This window comes from Bacillus sp. FSL W8-0116 (genome assembly GCF_038003825.1).
Classification (GTDB): domain Bacteria; phylum Bacillota; class Bacilli; order Bacillales; family DSM-4216; genus Bacillus_O; species Bacillus_O smithii.
Genome location: NZ_JBBOPY010000001.1, coordinates 711465 through 731209, shown reverse-complemented (window position 1 = coordinate 731209; position 19745 = coordinate 711465). Strand labels below are relative to the sequence as shown.

Genomic DNA, 19745 nt, shown 5'->3' with positions numbered 1-19745 from the left:
GAAATGATTTTAGAAAGGAGAAATGAAAACATTTTATATTTTGTCATAATAGATAAGTCCTGAACGGAGCATTGTTGATAGAATAATTCTTTCTATATAAGTTGAATTAAAGATTTACAACTGAACACACAAACGATCGATCGTTTGTTCTGGTTTCTGGTTGATTCGCTGAATAAAGGCTTGGACATTCTTTCTAATTTCTTGCACACTCGAATAGAACACGTTGTAAATCACGTCTGATTTCAGCCATTTCCATAGCCCTTCAATCAAGTTCAATTGCGGACTGTATGGTGGCAAAAAGACGAGCTCTAACCGATCTTCGTGTTCTTTTAAAAATGGCTGAATGAGTTTGGCATGGTGAATTCGAGCGTTATCTAAAATCATCACTATTTTGCCTGTGGGATAGCGTTCTAACACAAGTTGAAGAAATCGAAGAAATGTTTCCGCGTCATAGCATTCTTCTTCGATGCAAAACACTTCCCCTGTTTCGTAGTTCAACGTGCCAATCAGCTTCAGCCCTTGATGTTTTCCAAACGTCGGAATGATTCGTTGTTTTCCTTTGACAAACCATGTTTTTTGAATCGCTTGGTAATCACGAATCATCGACTCATCTTGAAAGAGGACATGGGCGATGTTCCCATCTACCAGTTTTTTTTTACTTCAGGGAAGGTGATTTCGACGAATTCTTTTTGTTTCTCTTCATCGGCATTGGCTAGTGTATAGGTCGGTTTCGTATAGCTTAGCCCTAACCGATGCAGAATGTCACTTGTTCCGCGAAGCGTGTATGTTGGCCCCCACTTTTGTTGAATGAGTTCAGCGATTATCGCAAGCGTCCAATTATATTTTGCTTCGAATCCCACATCTACGGGGAGCTGATGTTCAATGATCAAAGCCAGCTCTTTTTCCTGCTCAGGGGTCAATCGACGTGGGGCGCCAGGTGAGTATTTCATCTCCAGTCCATCAAGACCGCGCTGGGCGTAGGCATGAATATAGTTATAAATAGTTTTCTTGGATCGACCAATAATCGTTGCGATTTCTCCTTTGGTATATCCCTGCAAATGAAGATAAATCGCTTGGTAGCGTTCATATGCTCGTTTACTTTTTGCTTCTTTCATGGCAGTGGACAACTTTTCGATCTCGTCTTTGTGATTTGGCATCATATTTTCTCTCCGTTCCCCTATTTTCTCTTTGTATTTATTCGCCGTGGAACGGGAGAAAACCTTTATTTCAATTTATATAGCACAAAATATGGACTGAATATGGAGGCTTCCCATAATGGTGAATGGATTAAGATGTATGGATGTATCTCACCAGGCTATGCGAGTAAGAATTAGTGCAAAATAATTTACATTTTCGCATGAATGATTTAAGATGAAAACAATTATTTTTTCCTTAAGTAAACTTTTTTGTAGATGCATTACTTTTAGGTGTTTATGCAAAAATGAGAGGATCATTCGTAATGAACAATCATGATAAAAATAAACAAATTATTTATACAGCCCAGGCGGTTTTAGAGGGCAAAATCAAAGGATGGAAAGGCATTTTTCCTTTCTTGGGTCCGGCGTTTATTGCTTCTGTCGCCTATATGGATCCGGGCAACTTTGCAACCAATATCACAGCGGGATCTAAATATGGCTATGCGTTGTTATGGGTGATTGCGGCATCCAATTTAATGGCGGTGCTGATTCAATCTTTATCCGCTAAATTAGGAATTGCAACAGGCCGTAACTTGCCTGAGGTAGCAAGGGGATATTTTCCAAAACCTGTTTCCGTCTTTTTATGGATTCAAAGTGAATTAGTGATCATCGCAACGGATTTGGCTGAGTTTATTGGTTCATCATTAGGGCTTCACTTGCTTTTCGGGGTGCCTATGGTTCCTGCCGCTCTTATCACCGCTATTGCATCTTTTGTGATTTTGGAATGTCAGCGCCGTGGTTTTCGTTCATTGGAAACCGTGATTGTCGTCATGATTTCCATGGTGGTTTTATCGTTTGCGGTCCAAACGGTTCTGGCAAAACCTGATGTGGGAGCCGTTGCCGAAGGCTTGTTGACGCCGAAGTTTATAGGAGCAGACAGTATTCTGCTCGCTTCCGGCATTCTCGGGGCGACGGTCATGCCTCATGCTATTTACCTTCATTCTTCTTTGACTCAAAATCGTATAGTGGGAAAAGGCGAGTTAGAGAAAAAGAAAATATTTCAATTTGAGTTTTTGGACATCCTTTTTGCGATGTTAATATCGGGTGCCATCAATATGGCCATGTTGATTGTAGCCGCGGCCTTATTCCATAAAAATGGTTATGTTGTAGAAGATTTGGACAAAGCCTTTTACCTTTTCCATCATTTATCCAGTACTGCAGCTGCCACTTTTTTTGGTCTTGGTTTGTTAATTGCTGGCTTGTCGAGCTCTTCCGTCGGGACGATGGCCGGTGATGTGGTCATGCAAGGATTTATCAACAAAAAAATACCTATTTATGTCCGGCGATTCATTACAATGGTGCCGCCGTTGGCCATTATTATAAGCGGCATTAATCCTACAAAAGCGTTGGTCGTCAGCCAAGTTGTTTTATCTTTTGGCATTGCTTTCGCTTTAATTCCGCTCATTATTTTTACAAGCAAGCGAAAAATTATGGGGATTCTTGTGAATCATCGCATGACAACCGTCATTAGCTGGATTGTCGCAACGCTAGTCATTTTACTAAATCTTTTTATCCTTTTTCATACTTTTGTTGGATAGATTGAAAAACTTAAAAAAATAAAATTGTGTTCATCCATCAGATGCACTGTCATAAAATCATGAATGAGTAAAACCTTTACGAATTTCAGCATAAAATGAGGATTCGTAAAGGTTTTTTTATGAATAAGATGTAATAGTGAGCATGTTCTAGATTCATTCTTCCACTGGCGTTCTCTATTGTCAAAAGACGGTTTTTTCATTAACCTGTATAAGGACTCTTTTTCAATTTCCTTTCCAGCCTTTGCCGGGATTACTGCTTTTTCGTCTTGAAACTGGGATTATAATAAAACGTGGAATGGATGAAGGGGGAAATGGTTACAATGCCGATCTTTCGGGAGCTTGGAGAAGTCGTGCGATCTATTCTATTATTTTCAAAGAATGGGTTTGAGAAATTATCTATATTGTAATAATGGATAGAAAATAAAAAATTCCGGCAGAACTTTTAATGGTATAGATAGGTCTTTTAGAATGTCATCATCATGATGACATCTCATTTTGATCGTACGGTCGATGGAGAGGACGAGTGAATGGACTGTATCCATGATCGCCTAACTTTCAAACTCATAATGGATTCTTCCCGAAAATAAACAAAGGCTAAATTCTTTTTTCTTGAGAAATAGGATTTTTAGAAGATATGAGTTTTTCTACCGTTGAACGAATGGTGAAAATGATAAAAAGACCAATTTTTCATCCAAGGGAGAGTGCAACATCATGAAATCAGTAAAAAAAGCGATCATCCCGGCTGCCGGGTTGGGAACACGTTTTTTGCCTGCAACAAAAGCGATGCCAAAAGAAATGCTTCCCATTGTTGATAAGCCTACCATTCAATATATTGTGGAAGAAGCCATTCATTCTGGGATTGAGGATATTATCATCGTGACCGGCAAAGGAAAACGCGCGAGAGAAGACCATTTTGATCATGCATTTGAATTAGAAAAAAACCTTTATGACACAGGAAAGCTGGATTTGTTGGAAAAGGTTCAACAATCATCGAACATGGTTGATATCCATTATATTCGTCAAAAAGAACCGTTGGGTTTGGGCCATGCGGTTTGGTGTGCTCGTAAATTTATTGGAGACGAGCCTTTTGCCGTGTTATTAGGGGATGATATTGTGGAATCGGAAACTCCTTGCATCAAGCAGCTAATGAATGTATATGAAAAAACGGGGCATCCGTCATTGGAGTTCAGCCTGTTCCTTTGGAAGAAAGTCATCGTTATGGAATGATTGACCCGATGGCTCAGAATGGCCGACTGTATGAAATCAAAAATTTAGTGGAAAAACCGAAAAGAGGACAAGCCCCTTCTAATTTAGCGATCATGGATCGTTATATTCTGACGCCAGAAATCTTTTCTTACCTGGAAAAACAAGAAAGAGGGGCAGGGGGAGAAATTCAGCTTACCGACGCCATTCAAAAATTGAGCAAGACTCAAAAAGTGTTTGGCTACTGCTTTGAAGGGAAACGATATGATGTCGGAGAAAAATTGGGCTTTATTTTGACGACTATTGAGTTTGCCTTAAAAAATGAAGAATTAAGAGAGCCTATACTAGAAAAATTGAAACAACTGATAAAACAAGAAGAGAGAATGGTTTAAAACAAATAGATGGGGTGCGTGTATACGGAATGATGGCAAAATTAGCTTCGAATTGGACGAAAGAACAAAAATGGATTATTATTGCTTTTGCATTAATTGGGGTATATCTCCTTCCTATGTATGTATTAGGGGAAAATTCACATATTCGGGTTCATGATAATATGGACTCGAACATTGCTTGGTATCGGGTGTTAAAACGAAGCGGGGAATTATTCGGACCTATTAATGCTACCATTCCACAAGTAATCAATGGGTTGCCGCGTAATGCATACGGTACGGAGTTTAGTGGGATCGAATGGCTGCATCATTTGTTTCCTCCAATGTTAGCTTACGCATTAAGCCAAACGATCACACGGATATTCGCTTTTATAGGCATGTATTTGCTTTTAAAAAGACATTTTGTTAAAGCGGACGATGCTTATCTAATTCGAGTGGGAGTGTCGCTTGCTTTTGCGCTGACTCCTTTTTGGCCTTCCGGCATGTTAAGCACGCTTGGACAGCCGCTTGCTTTATGGGCATTTTTGAATATAAGAGAACGAAAAGCGACTTGGAAAGAATGGCTGACGATTACTTTGCTTCCTTTCTATTCAAGCTTCGTTTTAGGGTTTTTCTTTTTTCTGGTAGCCATGGGGCTCCTTTGGCTGCGCGATGTGATGGTCAAACGTGATTGGAATCTCAAGTTTTTTGGCAGCATCGCGTATATGACTTTCCTTTTTTTGGCAATTGAATATCGGCTGGTTTATTCGCTGGTGTTTCCGACAGAACCGACGAGCCGAAATGAATTTGTCAGTTCCAAATTAGGATTTTGGCATTCTGTTCGTCTTGTGTTTAAGAACTATTTCTTAGGGCATACGCACGTAATGACCCTGCACACTTTTGTGATTGTTCCGCTTTCTTTTATCGTCATGGCGATCATTATTCAGAAGAAACAATGGAATCAAGAAAGAAACTATGTTCGTTTGTTTATCCTTAACTTCGTATTATCGGTCTGGTATGCCTTCTGGTTTTATAAAGGATGGGAGCCATTAAAAGAAAGGTATCAATTGTTAAATACGTTTAATTTTGCTCGTTTCCATTTTTTACGGCCAATGATCATTTATATGATGTTCGCGGTAGGTGCTTATATTCTCTGGAAAAAAGGGGTTCATTGGAAAAGATTTGTGAAGGTATGTTTAGTGCTGCAGCTTCTTATACTTTTTGCAGCCAATCCAGAGATTTATTATCGTGCCAATCACTCGCCGTCGTTTAAACAGTTTTATGCCACTCATCAGTTTGAAGAAATAGCGAAATATATCGGAAAACCAAAATCTTCTTATCGGGTGGCGAGCATAGGGCTTCACCCTGCCATTGCCCAGTATAACGGGTTTTACACATTGGATACCTATAATAATTTTTATCCTTTGTCGTACAAGCACCAATTTAGGAAAATCATTGCGAAAGAACTGGAGAAAAATAAGCAGTTGGAGACATACTTTGATCAATGGGGCGGCAGATGCTATATTTTTGTAAGTGAATTAGGAAAGCATTATGACTTCCGAAAAAATAGCAAGAAAAAAATTCATCATCTTCAATTGAACATTGATCAATTTAAGAAAATGGGTGGACAGTATATATTTTCATCCGTGCCCATTATGAATGCGGAGGAGGACGGCCTTCACTTTTTAAAGGCTTTCGACGATCCGGATTCAGCGTGGAGAATTTACTTATACAAAGCAAAATAAAGAATTCTGAGGAGGAATTTCTTTGAATTACCCAGTTTTAACCATCGTCGTTCCTTGTTATAACGAAGAAGAAGTTTTTCAAGAAACGTCTAAACAATTAACACAGGTGATCAAAGAATTAATCGATGAACATTTAATTTCAAAAGAAAGCAATATTTTATTTGTGGATGATGGCAGTCGAGACCGTACTTGGGATTTGATTGAAGCAGAAACGAATCAAAATATTTATGTAAAAGGTTTAAAGCTTGCTCGAAATGTCGGGCACCAAAATGCCTTGTTGGCAGGATTAGCAACCGCCAGCAAACAAGCCGACTGCGTGATTTCCATTGATGCGGATTTGCAAGATGATATTCGTGCCATCCGTACGTTTGTAGAAAAATATTGGGAAGGTTACGACATTGTATATGGAGTACGAAATAAACGAGATACCGATACGTTTTTTAAACGGACAACCGCTGTCGCGTTTTATCGGCTCATGAACAAAATGGGCATTAACCTTATTTTTAATCATGCAGATTTTCGCCTTATGAGTAAAAGAGCTTTGGAAGAATTACTAAAATATAAAGAAGTGAACCTTTTCCTTAGAGGGATTGTGCCGTTAATCGGCTTCCCATCTACTAAAGTGATGTATGATCGAAAGGAACGTTTCGCCGGGGAATCTAAATATCCTTTGAAAAAAATGCTGGCATTTGCTTTTGATGGAATTACATCGTTTAGTGTAGCTCCCATTCGATTTGTGACGTTATTAGGGTTTCTTTCTATTCTTTTAAGTATTTTGATTGGTGGATATGCTCTTATTCAAGAATGGCGGCACCATACCGTATCAGGATGGACTTCTCTCATGCTCTCCATTTGGTTGATTGGGGGCTTGCAATTATTGGGGATTGGACTGATTGGAGAATACATTGGAAAAATCTTTAAAGAAGTAAAAAAACGTCCTCGATACGCAATCGAAACGGACTTGTATACAAAAGAAGCAAAACAGTCATCTCCTGCTCCTAAAACATCCGAGAATTGATCAGCGAGGAGGTCCAGCTCCCAATCAGGCCTCCTCGAATTTTGGTGAAATCCTGACAGCGTTCGAATGACGTGACAGGCTATGATTTTTGCCTTCCGGTCAAAAGACGAAGGAGGTATCTTTATGTGGGATCATCTAAAAGAAAAAATGGGAATGCTTCTGAAGTTTTGTACGGTAGGAGTTGGAAATACACTTATTGATTTTATCGTCTTTTTTGTCCTCACCGGTTTACATGTCCATTACTTATGGGCACAAGGATGTTCTTATCTTGCCGGTATGATCAATAGCTACATATGGAACAGGAATTGGACTTTTAAAGCAGAAGAAAAAGCGAACATTCAAGAGCTGCTTCGATTTCTAACCATTAATTTGGCTGCCTATGCGACTACTCTTCTTTTACTTTCTTTATTTAAGCAAAAGTTTGAATGGCCGTTGGCTGTAAGTAAGATTTTTGCAACATTGTGTGGGATGGCCATTACTTTTATGGGCAGCCGACTTTGGGTATTTAAAAGCGGTTTGTCTAAAGGCCAAAGCTAAAGAAGGGTATTCCATATTTACCTTTAAAAAATCGCTCTTTCTGAATGATCATTGAATGCTAGTTTTCCATTTTCTTTTTTCATGCGAAAAAGAGGCTCGGAACATTGGGGCGTTTGACCATTGTGACGAGCCTTTTTTATAAAAACTTAAAAGCGGATTCATTGTGTATAAGCTTTGAAGCATATGATCGAGATATTGGGGTTATTTGATTGCTTGAATGCAAATCCTTGCCTAAAGATTAGTGGTATTTCAGGAAGAAAAGAAAGAAGCAGTTTCACCCATAAAACAGTCCTAAGCATCAACTTTGCTTAGGACCGGAATTGATTTTCTTACCTCAATGAATAGAAAGCGACAGCATCTTCTTGCTTATCTTACAAACAACCCTACCACCATCGCAGTTAAAAAGGAGACCAAAATACCTGAAACGAGCAGACGCCAAATATTTTTGGCGATTAGTTTTGTTTTCTCCTCATTGAATAATGATTTCACGCTTCCCAAAATAATTCCTACAGTAGAAAAGTTACAAAAAGAAACAAGAAACGTGGAGATGACAGCCTCTGTGTGTGGATTCAGTTTATTCAGTATAGGGTGTAGTTTCCCCATTGCTACAAATTCATTCGTCGCTAATTTTTCACCCATAAATTGAGAAACGGTAAATACTTGGGAATGTGTAACTCCCATTAAATAGGCAAAAGGCGAAAAAAGTACGGCAAAAATATTTTCCAGTGAAAGGTTTTTATGGATCAATCCTAAAACGCTATCGCTGGCAGTAATTAATGCTGTAAATCCGATCAGCATGGTGGCGATGATTAAAGCTAGTTTTCCTCCAGTCAGCATACTGTCTGCCAACATATCGAAGAAGTTTCTTCTCTCTCCGGATTTTGCAGGGTTGTAAACGACGTCTTCTTCTTTCGACACTTTATATGGATTTAAGAATGATGTAATGATTAATGCTCCAACGGCATTTAATGGAATGGCAACTAATACATATTTAGGATCGATGAGCTGCATATATCCACCGAGAACTCCAACGCTGACACAAGACATTCCTACCATACAGGCGGTCAGCAGCCGTTTATCATCCATTTTGTTCAGTTGTTGTCTCGTTACCGCCAACGCTTCATTGTTTCCTAAAAACATGACTTGAGTAGCGAAAAAACTTTCAAAGCGGGGAGCACGCGTCAATTTAGAAAGCACAAAACCGATGCCGTTGATTAAAGCTGGAAGGATGCCGAAATAAGTTAAGATATCGAAGAAGGCAACAATAAAAATAATCGGCATTAATACGCTCATGAAAAAGGACGGTGTACCATTTAAAGATACTAGGTCACCAAAGACGAAATTGATACCGGACATAGAGCAATGGATAAGCCATAAGAAAAACTTTGAAACGATTTGGATGAATTGTCCACCTATTTTAGTGGTTAACATAAACCAAGTAATAACCAATTGAATAACAAACATCAAAAGGATAGAGACAAAATCTATGCCTTTACGATTGATAGAGCATAAATAGGCAATAGCAAAAACAACGATAATTCCAATGATGTTAATGATAAAAGACAATGAAATTCCTCCCTGAACCTACGCACGTTTCAAATAAAATTCTAAAAATAATAAATAGTCGTTTCAAATTAAATTTTAAATGCAGGGTGGGGAATATGCAAGATAAAATAAGTGTAAAAAATGTGCATTTTCAAGGGGATTATTGACAGTTCAAAAAAGAGTTTTTGATTTTTAAAATTTTAAAATTATAGTGAACATAGAAAAAACTAAAGTAGAATCTATAGAATGTCAAAAAATGCCGGTTTCATTTATTCAATCAATGTATTATTTCTTCATACATGGAACCATTTCGGCGTCCAGAAAAACGATGCGGAAATGCAACTAAAATTCGAATAATAACGATCGTTTTGATTAAATCGAGTTTGAATACCCCTTGCCCTCTCAAATGAGTTTTTGCATGGTTTTGTCTTCTCAGAATCATGGTTTATGATAGAACGAAACTGGAAATAAACTTCTGCAGCTCGCCAAAAGACAGGGCATATATAAAGGGAGCGGAATAAGCATTTCACTTAAAACGCTCCCTTTGTATGGTCGTTTAAGAAAGTACTTTATTCATCGTTTCTTTCAAAACAGCAGCTGAGTGGTTGAATTTTTCTTTTTCTTCTTCATTTAATTTCATTTCGATGATTTCACGAACCCCATTTCGGTTAACGACAGCAGGTGCACCGATGTAAAGATCTTCTTGACCGTATTCTCCTTCAAGCAGAACGGATACAGTCAGAATGCTGTTTTCATTATGAAGGATCGCTTTAGTGATGCGGACAAGAGACATTCCGATTCCGTAATAGGTGGCTCCTTTTCTTTCGATGATATGGTATGCAGCATCCCGTACGTTTACAAAGATCTCATCCAGATCTGCTCTAGTGATTTCACCCTTTTTGATGAAGTAATCGAGTGGTTCAATACCAATAGTAGCATGGCTCCAAACCGGAAGTTCTGTATCGCCGTGTTCACCAATAACAGCTGCGTGAACATTTCTTGGATCGATATTTAAACGTTCTCCAAGTTGAAAGCGCAGCCGGGCTGAGTCGAGTACAGTGCCGGAACCGATGACACGTTCTTTAGGAAGTCCTGATTCTTTCCAGGTCACATAAGTAAGGATGTCGACTGGATTTGTAGCAACTAGGAAAATTCCGTCAAATCCGCTGTTCATAATATTTCGAATTATCTCTTTGAAAATCTTAGTGTTTTTTTCGACTAATTGCAGACGGGTTTCTCCCGGTTTTTGTGCTAATCCGGCTGTTATGACAACTAAATCAGCTTGTCTACAATCTTTATAATCTCCGTTCCAAATTTTTGCAGGAGAAGGGGCGAACGGTATTCCGTGATTAAGGTCCATGGCTTCGCCTTCCGCTTTTGCTTTGTTGACATCTATCAATACTATTTCTTCAGCTACACCTTGATTGATTAGGGAGTAAGCATAGCTGCAACCTACTGCACCAGTTCCAACGATAACAACACGATTTACTTTTTCTTTTTTCATGATAAGAAACTCCTTTCATCATTTCTGGTTGATGTGAAATGTGTGAGAATCTAACCAAACCCATATGTAAAAAATGGTTTACATAGGGTAAGTCTACAAGTTTATGTACTATTAGAATATAATTTCTTGTTAGCAGTAAATGTTATGCCAACATTCATTTAAAAGATGCTGCAGCCAAAGACACACGTGAAAGGGTACGGTTCTTCATAAAACGTTGATAATTTAGAAGGAAAAGGAATGGCTGCAGCGATTTACAAGTTCATTATACAACACTAAATGTGAATTTATTCACAATACAAATGAATAATTTGTGAACTTTTTCACACACTGATTTATTTTATTTTTGGATGAAACCATTTTTTTATAGAAACAGGATGAATCGGCGTTTTCTTGCTAAAAAACGGGCGAATGGGAAATAGGGCCAACATGTTTTAAAGTCCATACAAAAACCCCCTATAGTCATTTAGGTATCATTCGTTTCTTTCATTTCCATTGCCTATAGGGGATCTAATCAAATGACCAATTTATTCTTTTTTATCGTTAAAATCATGATCTTCCGAAAACTCGGCGTTATATGCCAGTTTATGATTGGCTCTCATTTTTGTCCGCCTGTTCGTTTGAACGTCCGGAAAACGATTCAGAATAAATTGATGAATAAACGCTTCTGCTATTGTGATGATAACGGCTGAAATAATGCTTCCCCAAGCAATCTGCATATAGTTATTAAGAAGAATACTGCCAAAAATCCAAACGCTCGTATAGGCAAGAAGAAAATCAACTATTGATGCTGACGTATTTCCAAAATAGGGAAGAATCAACCGATCTCCTATTAAAAAAGACATAATCGTCGTCAGTAAGCTGAAAGAAAAAATATCCAAATAGGTAGCATCAAAAAATAGATCGAGACCTACTGCAAATGCGATTAGGCAAGCAATAAATTTTATAAGTAATATGCCAGCGTATTTCATCATTCAATCCTCCTTTGTCCATATTTTGAATCAAAAATCAGAATTTTATACTTGTGTCAAATAATTTTGTGAAAAACCATTAGGACATTTCACGCGATCGAATTCAGAAAAGGATTCGTTTATTGAAATCTTCTCTATAATCGTGATGAAAAAGGGGAAAAGAAAAAAAGAAAGCCTTAAAACTTCCTAGTCAATGGGCTGAATTAGATCGGGCGAGTTATTTTTCGGTGAATTGACCAATTGAGAAACTTCGTACGCTTCCATCCATTGCTCATCATAAGGCTTTAATAAATTCTTTAATTTTTGAGGGTCGCTAATATTGGGTCCAACCATAACGGTTCATCCTGCGGTTTTAATATCACTGGCATTCTGTCATGAATAGACGCCATGAGAGGATTAGGTTTGGTTGTAATGATGGTGCAAGAAAATATCGAGTCGCCATTCGGCGATTTCCATTGTTCCCATAATCCAGCCATCGAAAATAACTCGTGGGATTTTAATAAAATTCTCATCGGAATCTTTTGATTGTTCACTCGTTTCCATTCGTAAAAGGAGTCGGCTACAATAAGGCAGCGTTTTTTTTGAAACGCATGCCGATAACTAGGTTTTTCAGTAAGAGTCTCAGCTCTGGCATTCACTAATTTATGGCCGATGGACACATCTTTTGCCCAAGGCGGAATTAATCCCCATCTTAGAAAGCCCATTCGGTTGGTTTGACCATCATTGATGACGGCTAGAACCGATTGGGAAGGGGCTATATTGTAGCTTGAGGAATAATCTTCATCCTTAAATGAATATTCAGCGCTAAAACGTTCAGCAATTTCTGCAATGGAAGCCGTTAGTGTAAATCGTCCACACATACCATTCACCTCGTAAAAGTATTATATATTGTAGCAGTTACATGTAGTAGAGATAGGATGAAAATGGTTTTGAGCATCCAATAGACGTTCATTCTTATTGAATGTTCAGCAATTACAAGAAAATACGATGTAAGATGCGTCAAAAGCCTCATGCTTCATAATAAATCAATCTACTTGACTAAACACCCCATAGGGTATACTATCCATTGTGAGTATAGAATATACGAGATATGGGGGATGCTTATGGTTGGATTGCTGATATTATTCATCATTTTTATTTGCTTAAAAGAACTTTATAAACGTTACTATCCGGTTAAAGGCATTCCGTGTATAGATCAAAGGAAACAGCGCCAAGATGGCCAAATTACGTTCTTGGATATCAGGGACTATAATGAAGTCATGAAAACGGACGGTCATACCTCTTTGAATATTCCATATGCATACTTAAAACGTTTTTATAAAGACATTCCGAAAAACAACATTCATTTGATTGCGCAAGATCCACTGGAATTGAATCTAGGTCTTCGGTTTTTAGCGAGAAAAGGGTTTAAAGTTAAAAGTTATTCATTATCGAACTGTTCGTGTGATCAAAAAAGGATAAAGGGGATAGCCGGGAATGGAGTATAGTAAAGATATTAAAAACCGCTTAAAGCGAATCGAAGGACAAGTTCGCGGAGTACTTCGTATGCTGGACCAAGAGGAAGATTGTAAAGAAGTAATTACCCAATTAAGTGCAGCGAGAAGTGCTTTGGATCGGGCGATTGCACTAATAGTGGCGACAAACTTAGAAAAATGCATTCGTGAACAAATGGAAGAGGGAGAAGATCAAGCTCGTTCTGAGGTCATTAAAGAAGCGGTGCAGCTTCTCGTAAAAAGCAGATAAATCGATTAACTGGCTGGCATTTGGCATTTAAAGCAAAGTGTCCATGAATTTGGATGGCTATTCGAAAGTGTAATAAGAGGCGGTTCTCTGCATTTCAAAAAAGGGAATATCAGCAAGGCAGTTTGAAGGTCATAGAATATGGATTGGACCTTTAATAACGATTTTAAGGTTCATCAAACCGAAGCATATCTTTTGTTTTATCGGGAAAGAATCATTATAGTAAATTCGGAAACGTCATGAGACTCAATTAAAGGAGGTACATCAAATGGCGAACAATAAACGTATTCTCATGGTTGTGACGAACCATACAACGATTACGGATGATCACAAGACGGGACTTTGGCTGGAAGAGTTTGCGGTGCCTTATTTGACCTTTAAGGAAAAAGGATATGATGTCAAAGTAACGAGCATTAACGGCGGAGAAGTTCCTCTTGATCCAAATAGCATAAAAGAAAAAAATCCGGATTGGGTTGAAGCGGAAAAAGAATTAAAAAACACGGCGAAATTAAGCAAAGAAGATGCCGCTGGATTTGATGCAGTGTTCCTCCCTGGAGGGCATGGCACCATGTTTGATTTTCCGGATAATGAAACGTTGCAATATGTATTGCAGCAATTCGCCGAAGATGGAAGAGTCATTGGCGCTGTTTGCCATGGTCCGGCGGGGCTTGTCAACGTCACCTATAAAGACGGTACTCCATTAGTGAAAGAGAAAAAAGTAGCCGCTTTTACGAATGAGGAAGAAAGGGAAACGCAGCTGGACAGACATATGCCATTTTTACTGGAATCCAAGCTGCGTGAAAAAGGGGCGAACTTTGTTTCAGGTGAAAAGTGGTCCGATTTCTCTGTCCGCGACGGAAATTTGGTAACAGGACAAAATCCACAATCCAGCAAAAGCACGGCTGAAAAAGTGATTGAAGCGATTGAAAATCCGGAATAACAGACCTGAAACTGTTCTAAATAGAAGTTGAATTTACGATTTTTCACACCGTTCGTTTTGTTGGAACGGTGTGTTTTCTTTGTGAATGGAAAAAAAGACAAATAATTGAATGAATCCTGATGGTAGTCGAATTTATAAAAATATGCTATAGTAAACAATCAGAATGATGAATGATCATTTGAACAACTCCATAAGAAATCCGTGCATAACGCACGGGAGAGGTTCGCGAACTCCCTCTATAAAAAACTAAGGAGACATCCAGCCAGGAAACAATGTCCGGGCTGCCGTTTTTGCATGTCTGTTAAAGCACGTTTCCCTTTAGTTCGTACGAAATGGAAAGATGCTTTTTATTTGATTTGATTTTAAAAGCGGCAGTCAGCTGTTTGTTTCTTTGCTGATGGATGGGGGAGGTTGCGTCATTTTTCTGCGCAATCTTTTTTATTATGTTGACGATTGCTCAATAATGGACTTCGTGGACCCGGAAGGCCTTGTTCGAATGGAGAAAGAATTCAATAATGACAATTTATATAAGAAAAGGTGAAGATCATGTTGAATGAGGAAAAAGCGGTTGTGGTATTCAGCGGAGGACAAGATAGCACAACATGCTTATTTTGGGCTTTGAAAAATTTTCAAGAAGTTCAAGCGGTGACTTTTGATTACGGACAACGTCACCGAAAAGAGATAGAAGTGGCAAAAACGATTGCTCATGATCTTGGAGTGAAGCACACAGTGCTGGATATGTCTTTATTGAATCAGCTCGCTCCTAATGCACTGACTCGTAAAGAGATTGAGATTGAGCAAAAAGAGGGGGAACTCCCAACCACTTTTGTGGACGGCCGAAATTTATTATTTCTATCATTTGCAGCGGTACTGGCAAAGCAATCGGGGGCTCGCCATATTATCACAGGGGTTTGTGAAACGGATTTTTCCGGCTATCCTGATTGCCGGGACGTTTTTATCAAATCCTTAAATGTGACGCTTAACTTAGCAATGGACTACGAATTTGTCATTCACACCCCGCTGATGTGGCTGAATAAAGCACAAACTTGGGAACTTGCCGATCAGTTGGGAGCGCTCGAATATGTCCGTGAAAATACGTTAACTTGCTATAACGGTATTATGGCTGACGGATGCGGCCATTGCCCGGCCTGCAAACTACGGAAGCGGGGATTGGACGAATATTTATCCAAAAAGAACGGGGGTAGTAAGTAATGCTCCAACAAATTTATCCGCAAGTGCAGCATGATTATACGTATGAATTAAACAAAGATCTACAATTTGCAGCCGCTCATTTCATTCCTCATCCAGATGCAGGACCGTGCCGCAATGTACACGGCCATACGTATTTTGTCAATATAACGGTTGCAGGCGAGGAGTTGGATGATTCCGGATTTTTGGTGAACTTTCAAGCGTTGAAAAAAATTGTTTCGGATCCATTTGACCATACACTTTTGAATGATCACCAAATGTTCAGTGAAAAACAGCCTGAAAACTTTCCTTCCACCGAAGTAGTGGCACGAAAAATATACGAAATGATACAAGCTTATTTGGACACATTGCCGAACAAGCCAAAATGCTTGCAGGTGTTCTTGCGCGAAACACCGACCAGTTATGTAGTTTATCGGCCGAAGAGAGGGAAGTAATATGGCTAAGAAGGTGCCTGTATTAGAAATATTCGGCCCGACCATTCAAGGAGAAGGCAGCGTAATCGGTCAAAAAACAATGTTTGTCCGAACGGCCGGCTGCGACTATTCATGCAGTTGGTGCGATTCTGCTTTTACGTGGGACGGATCGGCAAAAGCAGACATTCGACAAATGACGGCGGAGGAAATATGGAAGGAACTCAAACAACTGGGCGGTGATTGTTTCAGTCATGTGACGATTTCCGGAGGCAACCCGGCGCTCATCTCTGGCCTTTCAGAATTCATTGATTTGCTGAAAGAGGAAGGAATCCGTATAGGTCTTGAAACGCAAGGGAGCCGCTGGCAAGATTGGTTTTGGCAAATCGATGATTTAACGATTTCACCGAAGCCTCCTAGTTCAGGGATGAAAACCAATTTTTTCGTGCTGGATGACATCGTGAAAAAGCTTCAAGCGAAAAACCACCAAACTTTTAGTTTAAAAGTGGTCATATTTGATGATCGTGATTTTGATTATGCTGTCTCCGTCCATCAACGCTACCCCTCTGTTCCTTTTTTTGTCCAAGTAGGAAATGACGATCCAGCTACGACCGATGATGATCAGTTGATTAAGCATTTATTAACAAAAATGAAATGGCTTGTAGAAAAAATTTCTGCATCGGCTGAAATGAATGATGTTCGGGCACTGCCGCAGCTCCATACTCTTTTATGGGGAAATAAACGAGGGGTTTAAACAAAAAAAGTAGAAAAGGAGGAAGCCGAAATGGCAGGAAGAAATGAGGAAGAATTGCAAGGAGTCACGTTGTTAGGCAATCAAGGAACAAAATATATATTCGACTACGCGCCAGAGGTTCTCGAAGTATTTGACAACAAACATCCGAACCGTGATTATTTTGTAAAATTCAATTGCCCGGAATTCACAAGCTTGTGTCCAAAAACGGGCCAGCCGGATTTTGCCACAATCTATATTAGTTATATTCCTGACAAAAAAATGGTCGAAAGCAAATCGTTGAAGCTCTATTTATTTAGTTTTCGTAATCACGGAGATTTTCATGAGGATTGCGTGAATATCATTATGAACGATTTAATCGATGTCATGGATCCGCGTTATATTGAGGTTTGGGGAAAATTCACTCCGCGAGGCGGAATCTCGATCGATCCGTATGTCAATTACGGACGTCCCGGTACAAAATATGAAAAAATGGCTGAATATCGTTTAATGAATCACGATTTATATCCTGAAAAAATCGACAATCGCTAATATTTCGCTCTCTGCGGAAGCTCCGCAGAGGGTTTTTTAATGAATTCCGCTGTGATGCGGCTGCTTTTTTATCATAAAATTTCAAATAGTGGTTTTGAATTTCAGAATATTAAGTTTATTATTTTTTAAAGGGGGGAGAAAAAATGTCAAAATCCATAAAAGCATTTGTATTTGATGTATATGGCACTCTTTTTGATGTACATTCTGTAAAAGAAGCAACGGAAACTTTATATCCTGGAAAAGGTGAGGCTATTAGCCAGGCTTGGCGGAAAAAGCAAGTCGAATACTCGTTTTTACATCAACTCATGGGAACATATCGCTCTTTTTGGAAAATAACAAAAGATGCTCTTCGCTATGCCCTGAAAGAAAATGAACAGAGCATATCGTCTGAAATTGAGGAATTTTTAATGGAAGCTTATTTGCATCTTACTCCTTTTCCCGAAGTCCATGAAGTTTTGCTTCAATTACGGAACAAGACTCTGGCTGTGTTTTCAAATGGGTCGCATGATATGCTAGATCCATTGATCGATCATTCTCTATTTGGCGAACTTTTTGATGATGTCGTCAACGTTGATGAAGTAAAACAATATAAACCAACTCCAGCCGCCTATGATCATGCATTACATACGCTAAAAGTTTCACGAGAAGAAGTATTGTTCATTTCCTCAAATGGTTGGGATATCTCCGGTGCAAAAAACTTTGGTTTTCATACCGCTTGGATAAATCGGAACAAATTGCCGATAGAAGAACTGGAATTATATCCGGATGCAATATATGAAGATTTAACCGGTATTTTGGAATGGATATAAAGAATAGTAGGCACCTTTTTTTAAATGTGTTCTTTTTAAAACTGGCTTTTTTGAAAAATCCCAATAGAATCCATTGCGCCCTTTTTAAAAAAGGGCTATTTTGTTTTCACTCTTTGACCAGCTTGTACATATGATGAACTGAAGACAATAAAAATCTGTCTTTCTTAATAAGCAGTTGGTATTTTTATCTAATTTATGAGTAATATATTTGATCAATTAAGCAAGAAAGGGAAATAAGATGGCAGGTACAAAAACATTTGTAAATACAAGCCTAGCCACTTTACAAGTCACTCTCTTTATTCGTGAAGGAAATGACCCGGTAAGTCAAGATGGGACGGTTTCTTTTGTACTTGATCCGGGAGAAACAGAGGTCGTTGCCTTTGGGAACGCTCAAAACTCTTTTCTGAACGGAATTTCTTTGTTTACTATTTTTGCAGGAGATCTTTATAGCAAAATTCAATTTGTAACCGTAGTTGGAAGTGAACTTGATAGTCTTCTTAATACTAATGATGTGATTACAATCACAAAGGAACTAACCGATTACGTCTTATCTGGGAGCAACAGCAGTCTAGAGGCAGTAAATAATGCTCTAACAGTGGCTGAGATGCGGGCTGCTCTTGAAAATCCACAATTGGGACTTGATCTTACAGCATACAACAACCTAACAGAGGCACAAAAAGATCAAGCAGCCGAAACAGTGTTAATGAATCGACCCGTTTCAGGATATCCTACCGTGGCAAGTGTACAAGAAGCTCTTAATCAGGCAATAGATCAAATTGTAGATTCAAACAATATATTTGTTCTTGCAGGCTCAGTTGATGGAAATGGAAGCAGAGCGAATCCATTTGGTAGCATTGCAGAAGGGATTGCAGCCGTAAATCCAGGAGGAACGGTCCATATACTACGTGGGACATACCCTATCACCACTCAAATTGCCGTCAATAAGGAAGGAATTACTTTAAAAGGCGAGTCAGAAACACTGCTTGTATTGCAGGCTGATCTTATTCCGTTGTTAATTTTATCGAATAATACGACGATTGATGGTTTAACCATAACGAGTGATATTCCTTACCAGAAAGAATTCATCCAAGTTGCCGGCACGAATACAAGGTTGATGAATAACACAATATTCGGTCCCCCACAAGCATTGCCAATGTCTGACTGGGTAGTGAATCGAGCAGTAGTGCCTCAGGTCAGTGTAACGAATTTGATAGTTGAAAATAATACGTTTTATTCGCTGCGGACAGGTATTTATATCAATCCAAATGTAACGGGTGCTATGAATAATAACGTGGTTTATAGTACAAAAGGTGGTTTTTTGGTGGATCGGGCGTTCATGACATTTAATGGTAATTCATGGGGTATCCCGGCAAATGAGTTTGATATTGTATTGCTAGCTGGAACCACAACAGGACCACCATACGATGATTTGGCTGCCTTAAGTGCCGAAAATAATCATGCAACCATTTCGGACCAAAGATCACAATAAAGTTTAAAAAACTGCAAGGCATTATTTCATAATTAGAATTCGGGTTAAGTGGTAGTAAGTAGAACTTTTTTTTGTCCGGAATGAATAGTTACGGTTTCTTGATAAGACTTTATTTTTTCACAGTTCGTACGCTGGACGGTGTTTTTGTTTTGTGATCATGAAGATTTTTTTGTTCATAATTAAGATTCTCACATATCATTAAGAAAAAACGGGGCCATACATTTGCAAGTTACATCCCCCTATC

At 38.8% G+C, this 19745-nt stretch carries 17 protein-coding genes, 2 pseudogenes and 1 riboswitch; of the genes and pseudogenes, 14 read left to right on the top strand and 5 right to left on the bottom strand.

Annotated elements, in window-relative coordinates:
• Positions 1 to 114: 114 nt before the first annotated feature.
• Positions 115 to 1160 (bottom strand): IS630-like element ISBs2 family transposase gene (locus tag N1I86_RS03425; RefSeq protein ID WP_076611651.1). Its coding sequence is split into 2 segments (ribosomal slippage): positions 115 to 654 and positions 657 to 1160, totalling 1044 coding nucleotides; the frame shifts between segments, so codons are not numbered across the junction.
• A gap of 299 nt (positions 1161 to 1459) precedes the next feature.
• On the opposite strand from N1I86_RS03425, the gene N1I86_RS03420 reads away from it, so the two are divergent.
• From N1I86_RS03420 to N1I86_RS03400, 5 genes and pseudogenes are all read left to right on the top strand, one after another.
• A complete protein-coding gene (locus N1I86_RS03420) occupies positions 1460 to 2734 on the top strand; it encodes an Nramp family divalent metal transporter (RefSeq protein ID WP_341094955.1) in 1275 nt (424 codons plus the stop codon).
• 711 nt (positions 2735 to 3445) lie between these two features.
• Positions 3446 to 4329, top strand: a pseudogene (gene galU, locus N1I86_RS03415) (UTP--glucose-1-phosphate uridylyltransferase GalU).
• 29 nt (positions 4330 to 4358) lie between these two features.
• Entirely contained in the window at positions 4359 to 6050 is a 1692-nt protein-coding gene (locus N1I86_RS03410) for a DUF6044 family protein (protein ID WP_341094954.1), read from the top strand.
• 22 nt (positions 6051 to 6072) lie between these two features.
• Entirely contained in the window at positions 6073 to 7068 is a 996-nt protein-coding gene (locus N1I86_RS03405; RefSeq protein WP_003354261.1) for a glycosyltransferase family 2 protein, read from the top strand.
• Positions 7069 to 7191: 123 nt separating this feature from the next.
• Positions 7192 to 7605 (top strand): GtrA family protein, encoded by a 414-nt coding sequence (locus N1I86_RS03400; RefSeq protein WP_048622997.1) that lies wholly within the window; start codon positions 7192 to 7194, stop codon positions 7603 to 7605.
• A 366-nt stretch (positions 7606 to 7971) separates the two neighbouring features.
• Here the strand turns inward: N1I86_RS03400 and N1I86_RS03395 are convergent, their stop codons facing one another.
• The 4 genes and pseudogenes from N1I86_RS03395 to N1I86_RS03380 all read right to left on the bottom strand — a co-directional run bounded on the left by N1I86_RS03395 (position 7972) and on the right by N1I86_RS03380 (position 12482).
• On the bottom strand, positions 7972 to 9171 hold the full coding sequence (locus N1I86_RS03395; protein ID WP_003354264.1) for a NupC/NupG family nucleoside CNT transporter: 1200 nt from the start codon (positions 9169 to 9171) through the stop codon (positions 7972 to 7974).
• Between the two features lie 535 nt (positions 9172 to 9706).
• Positions 9707 to 10654, bottom strand: coding sequence for an L-lactate dehydrogenase (locus tag N1I86_RS03390; protein WP_341094950.1), 948 nt, complete (start codon positions 10652 to 10654; stop codon positions 9707 to 9709).
• A 524-nt stretch (positions 10655 to 11178) separates the two neighbouring features.
• Entirely contained in the window at positions 11179 to 11622 is a 444-nt protein-coding gene (locus N1I86_RS03385; protein WP_040341375.1) for a YndM family protein, read from the bottom strand.
• Positions 11623 to 11808: 186 nt separating this feature from the next.
• A pseudogene (locus N1I86_RS03380) lies at positions 11809 to 12482 on the bottom strand (SOS response-associated peptidase).
• Positions 12483 to 12725: 243 nt separating this feature from the next.
• Between N1I86_RS03380 and N1I86_RS03375 the strand changes: the two are divergent.
• The 9 genes from N1I86_RS03375 (at position 12726) to N1I86_RS03335 (ending at position 19501) form a co-directional block, all read left to right on the top strand.
• Positions 12726 to 13109 (top strand): hypothetical protein, encoded by a 384-nt coding sequence (locus N1I86_RS03375; protein WP_003354268.1) that lies wholly within the window; start codon positions 12726 to 12728, stop codon positions 13107 to 13109.
• Positions 13099 to 13365 (top strand): metal-sensitive transcriptional regulator, encoded by a 267-nt coding sequence (locus N1I86_RS03370; RefSeq protein WP_003354269.1) that lies wholly within the window; start codon positions 13099 to 13101, stop codon positions 13363 to 13365. The genes N1I86_RS03375 and N1I86_RS03370 overlap by 11 nt, the downstream gene beginning before the upstream one ends.
• A 265-nt stretch (positions 13366 to 13630) precedes the next feature.
• A complete protein-coding gene (locus tag N1I86_RS03365) occupies positions 13631 to 14302 on the top strand; it encodes a type 1 glutamine amidotransferase domain-containing protein (RefSeq protein WP_341094946.1) in 672 nt (223 codons plus the stop codon).
• 212 nt (positions 14303 to 14514) lie between these two features.
• Positions 14515 to 14558, top strand: a riboswitch (PreQ1 riboswitch).
• A 290-nt stretch (positions 14559 to 14848) separates the two neighbouring features.
• Positions 14849 to 15514: a 7-cyano-7-deazaguanine synthase QueC gene (gene queC, locus N1I86_RS03360; protein WP_003354272.1), complete on the top strand. Its 666-nt coding sequence runs from the start codon at positions 14849 to 14851 to the stop codon at positions 15512 to 15514.
• Positions 15514 to 15945 carry a 6-carboxytetrahydropterin synthase QueD gene (gene queD / locus N1I86_RS03355; RefSeq protein WP_341094943.1) on the top strand — a complete coding sequence of 144 codons (432 nt, stop codon included), beginning with the start codon at positions 15514 to 15516 and terminating at the stop codon, positions 15943 to 15945. The genes queC and queD overlap by 1 nt, the downstream gene beginning before the upstream one ends.
• A gap of 1 nt (position 15946) precedes the next feature.
• Positions 15947 to 16675 carry a 7-carboxy-7-deazaguanine synthase QueE gene (gene queE / locus N1I86_RS03350; protein ID WP_327797637.1) on the top strand — a complete coding sequence of 243 codons (729 nt, stop codon included), beginning with the start codon at positions 15947 to 15949 and terminating at the stop codon, positions 16673 to 16675.
• 30 nt (positions 16676 to 16705) lie between these two features.
• Complete coding sequence (gene queF / locus N1I86_RS03345) at positions 16706 to 17203, top strand: preQ(1) synthase (RefSeq protein WP_003354275.1); 498 nt, start codon at positions 16706 to 16708, stop codon at positions 17201 to 17203.
• A gap of 143 nt (positions 17204 to 17346) precedes the next feature.
• Positions 17347 to 18012, top strand: coding sequence for a haloacid dehalogenase type II (locus N1I86_RS03340; RefSeq protein WP_341094940.1), 666 nt, complete (start codon positions 17347 to 17349; stop codon positions 18010 to 18012).
• 238 nt (positions 18013 to 18250) lie between these two features.
• Complete coding sequence (locus N1I86_RS03335; protein ID WP_341094938.1) at positions 18251 to 19501, top strand: right-handed parallel beta-helix repeat-containing protein; 1251 nt, start codon at positions 18251 to 18253, stop codon at positions 19499 to 19501.
• Positions 19502 to 19745 lie beyond the last annotated feature (244 nt).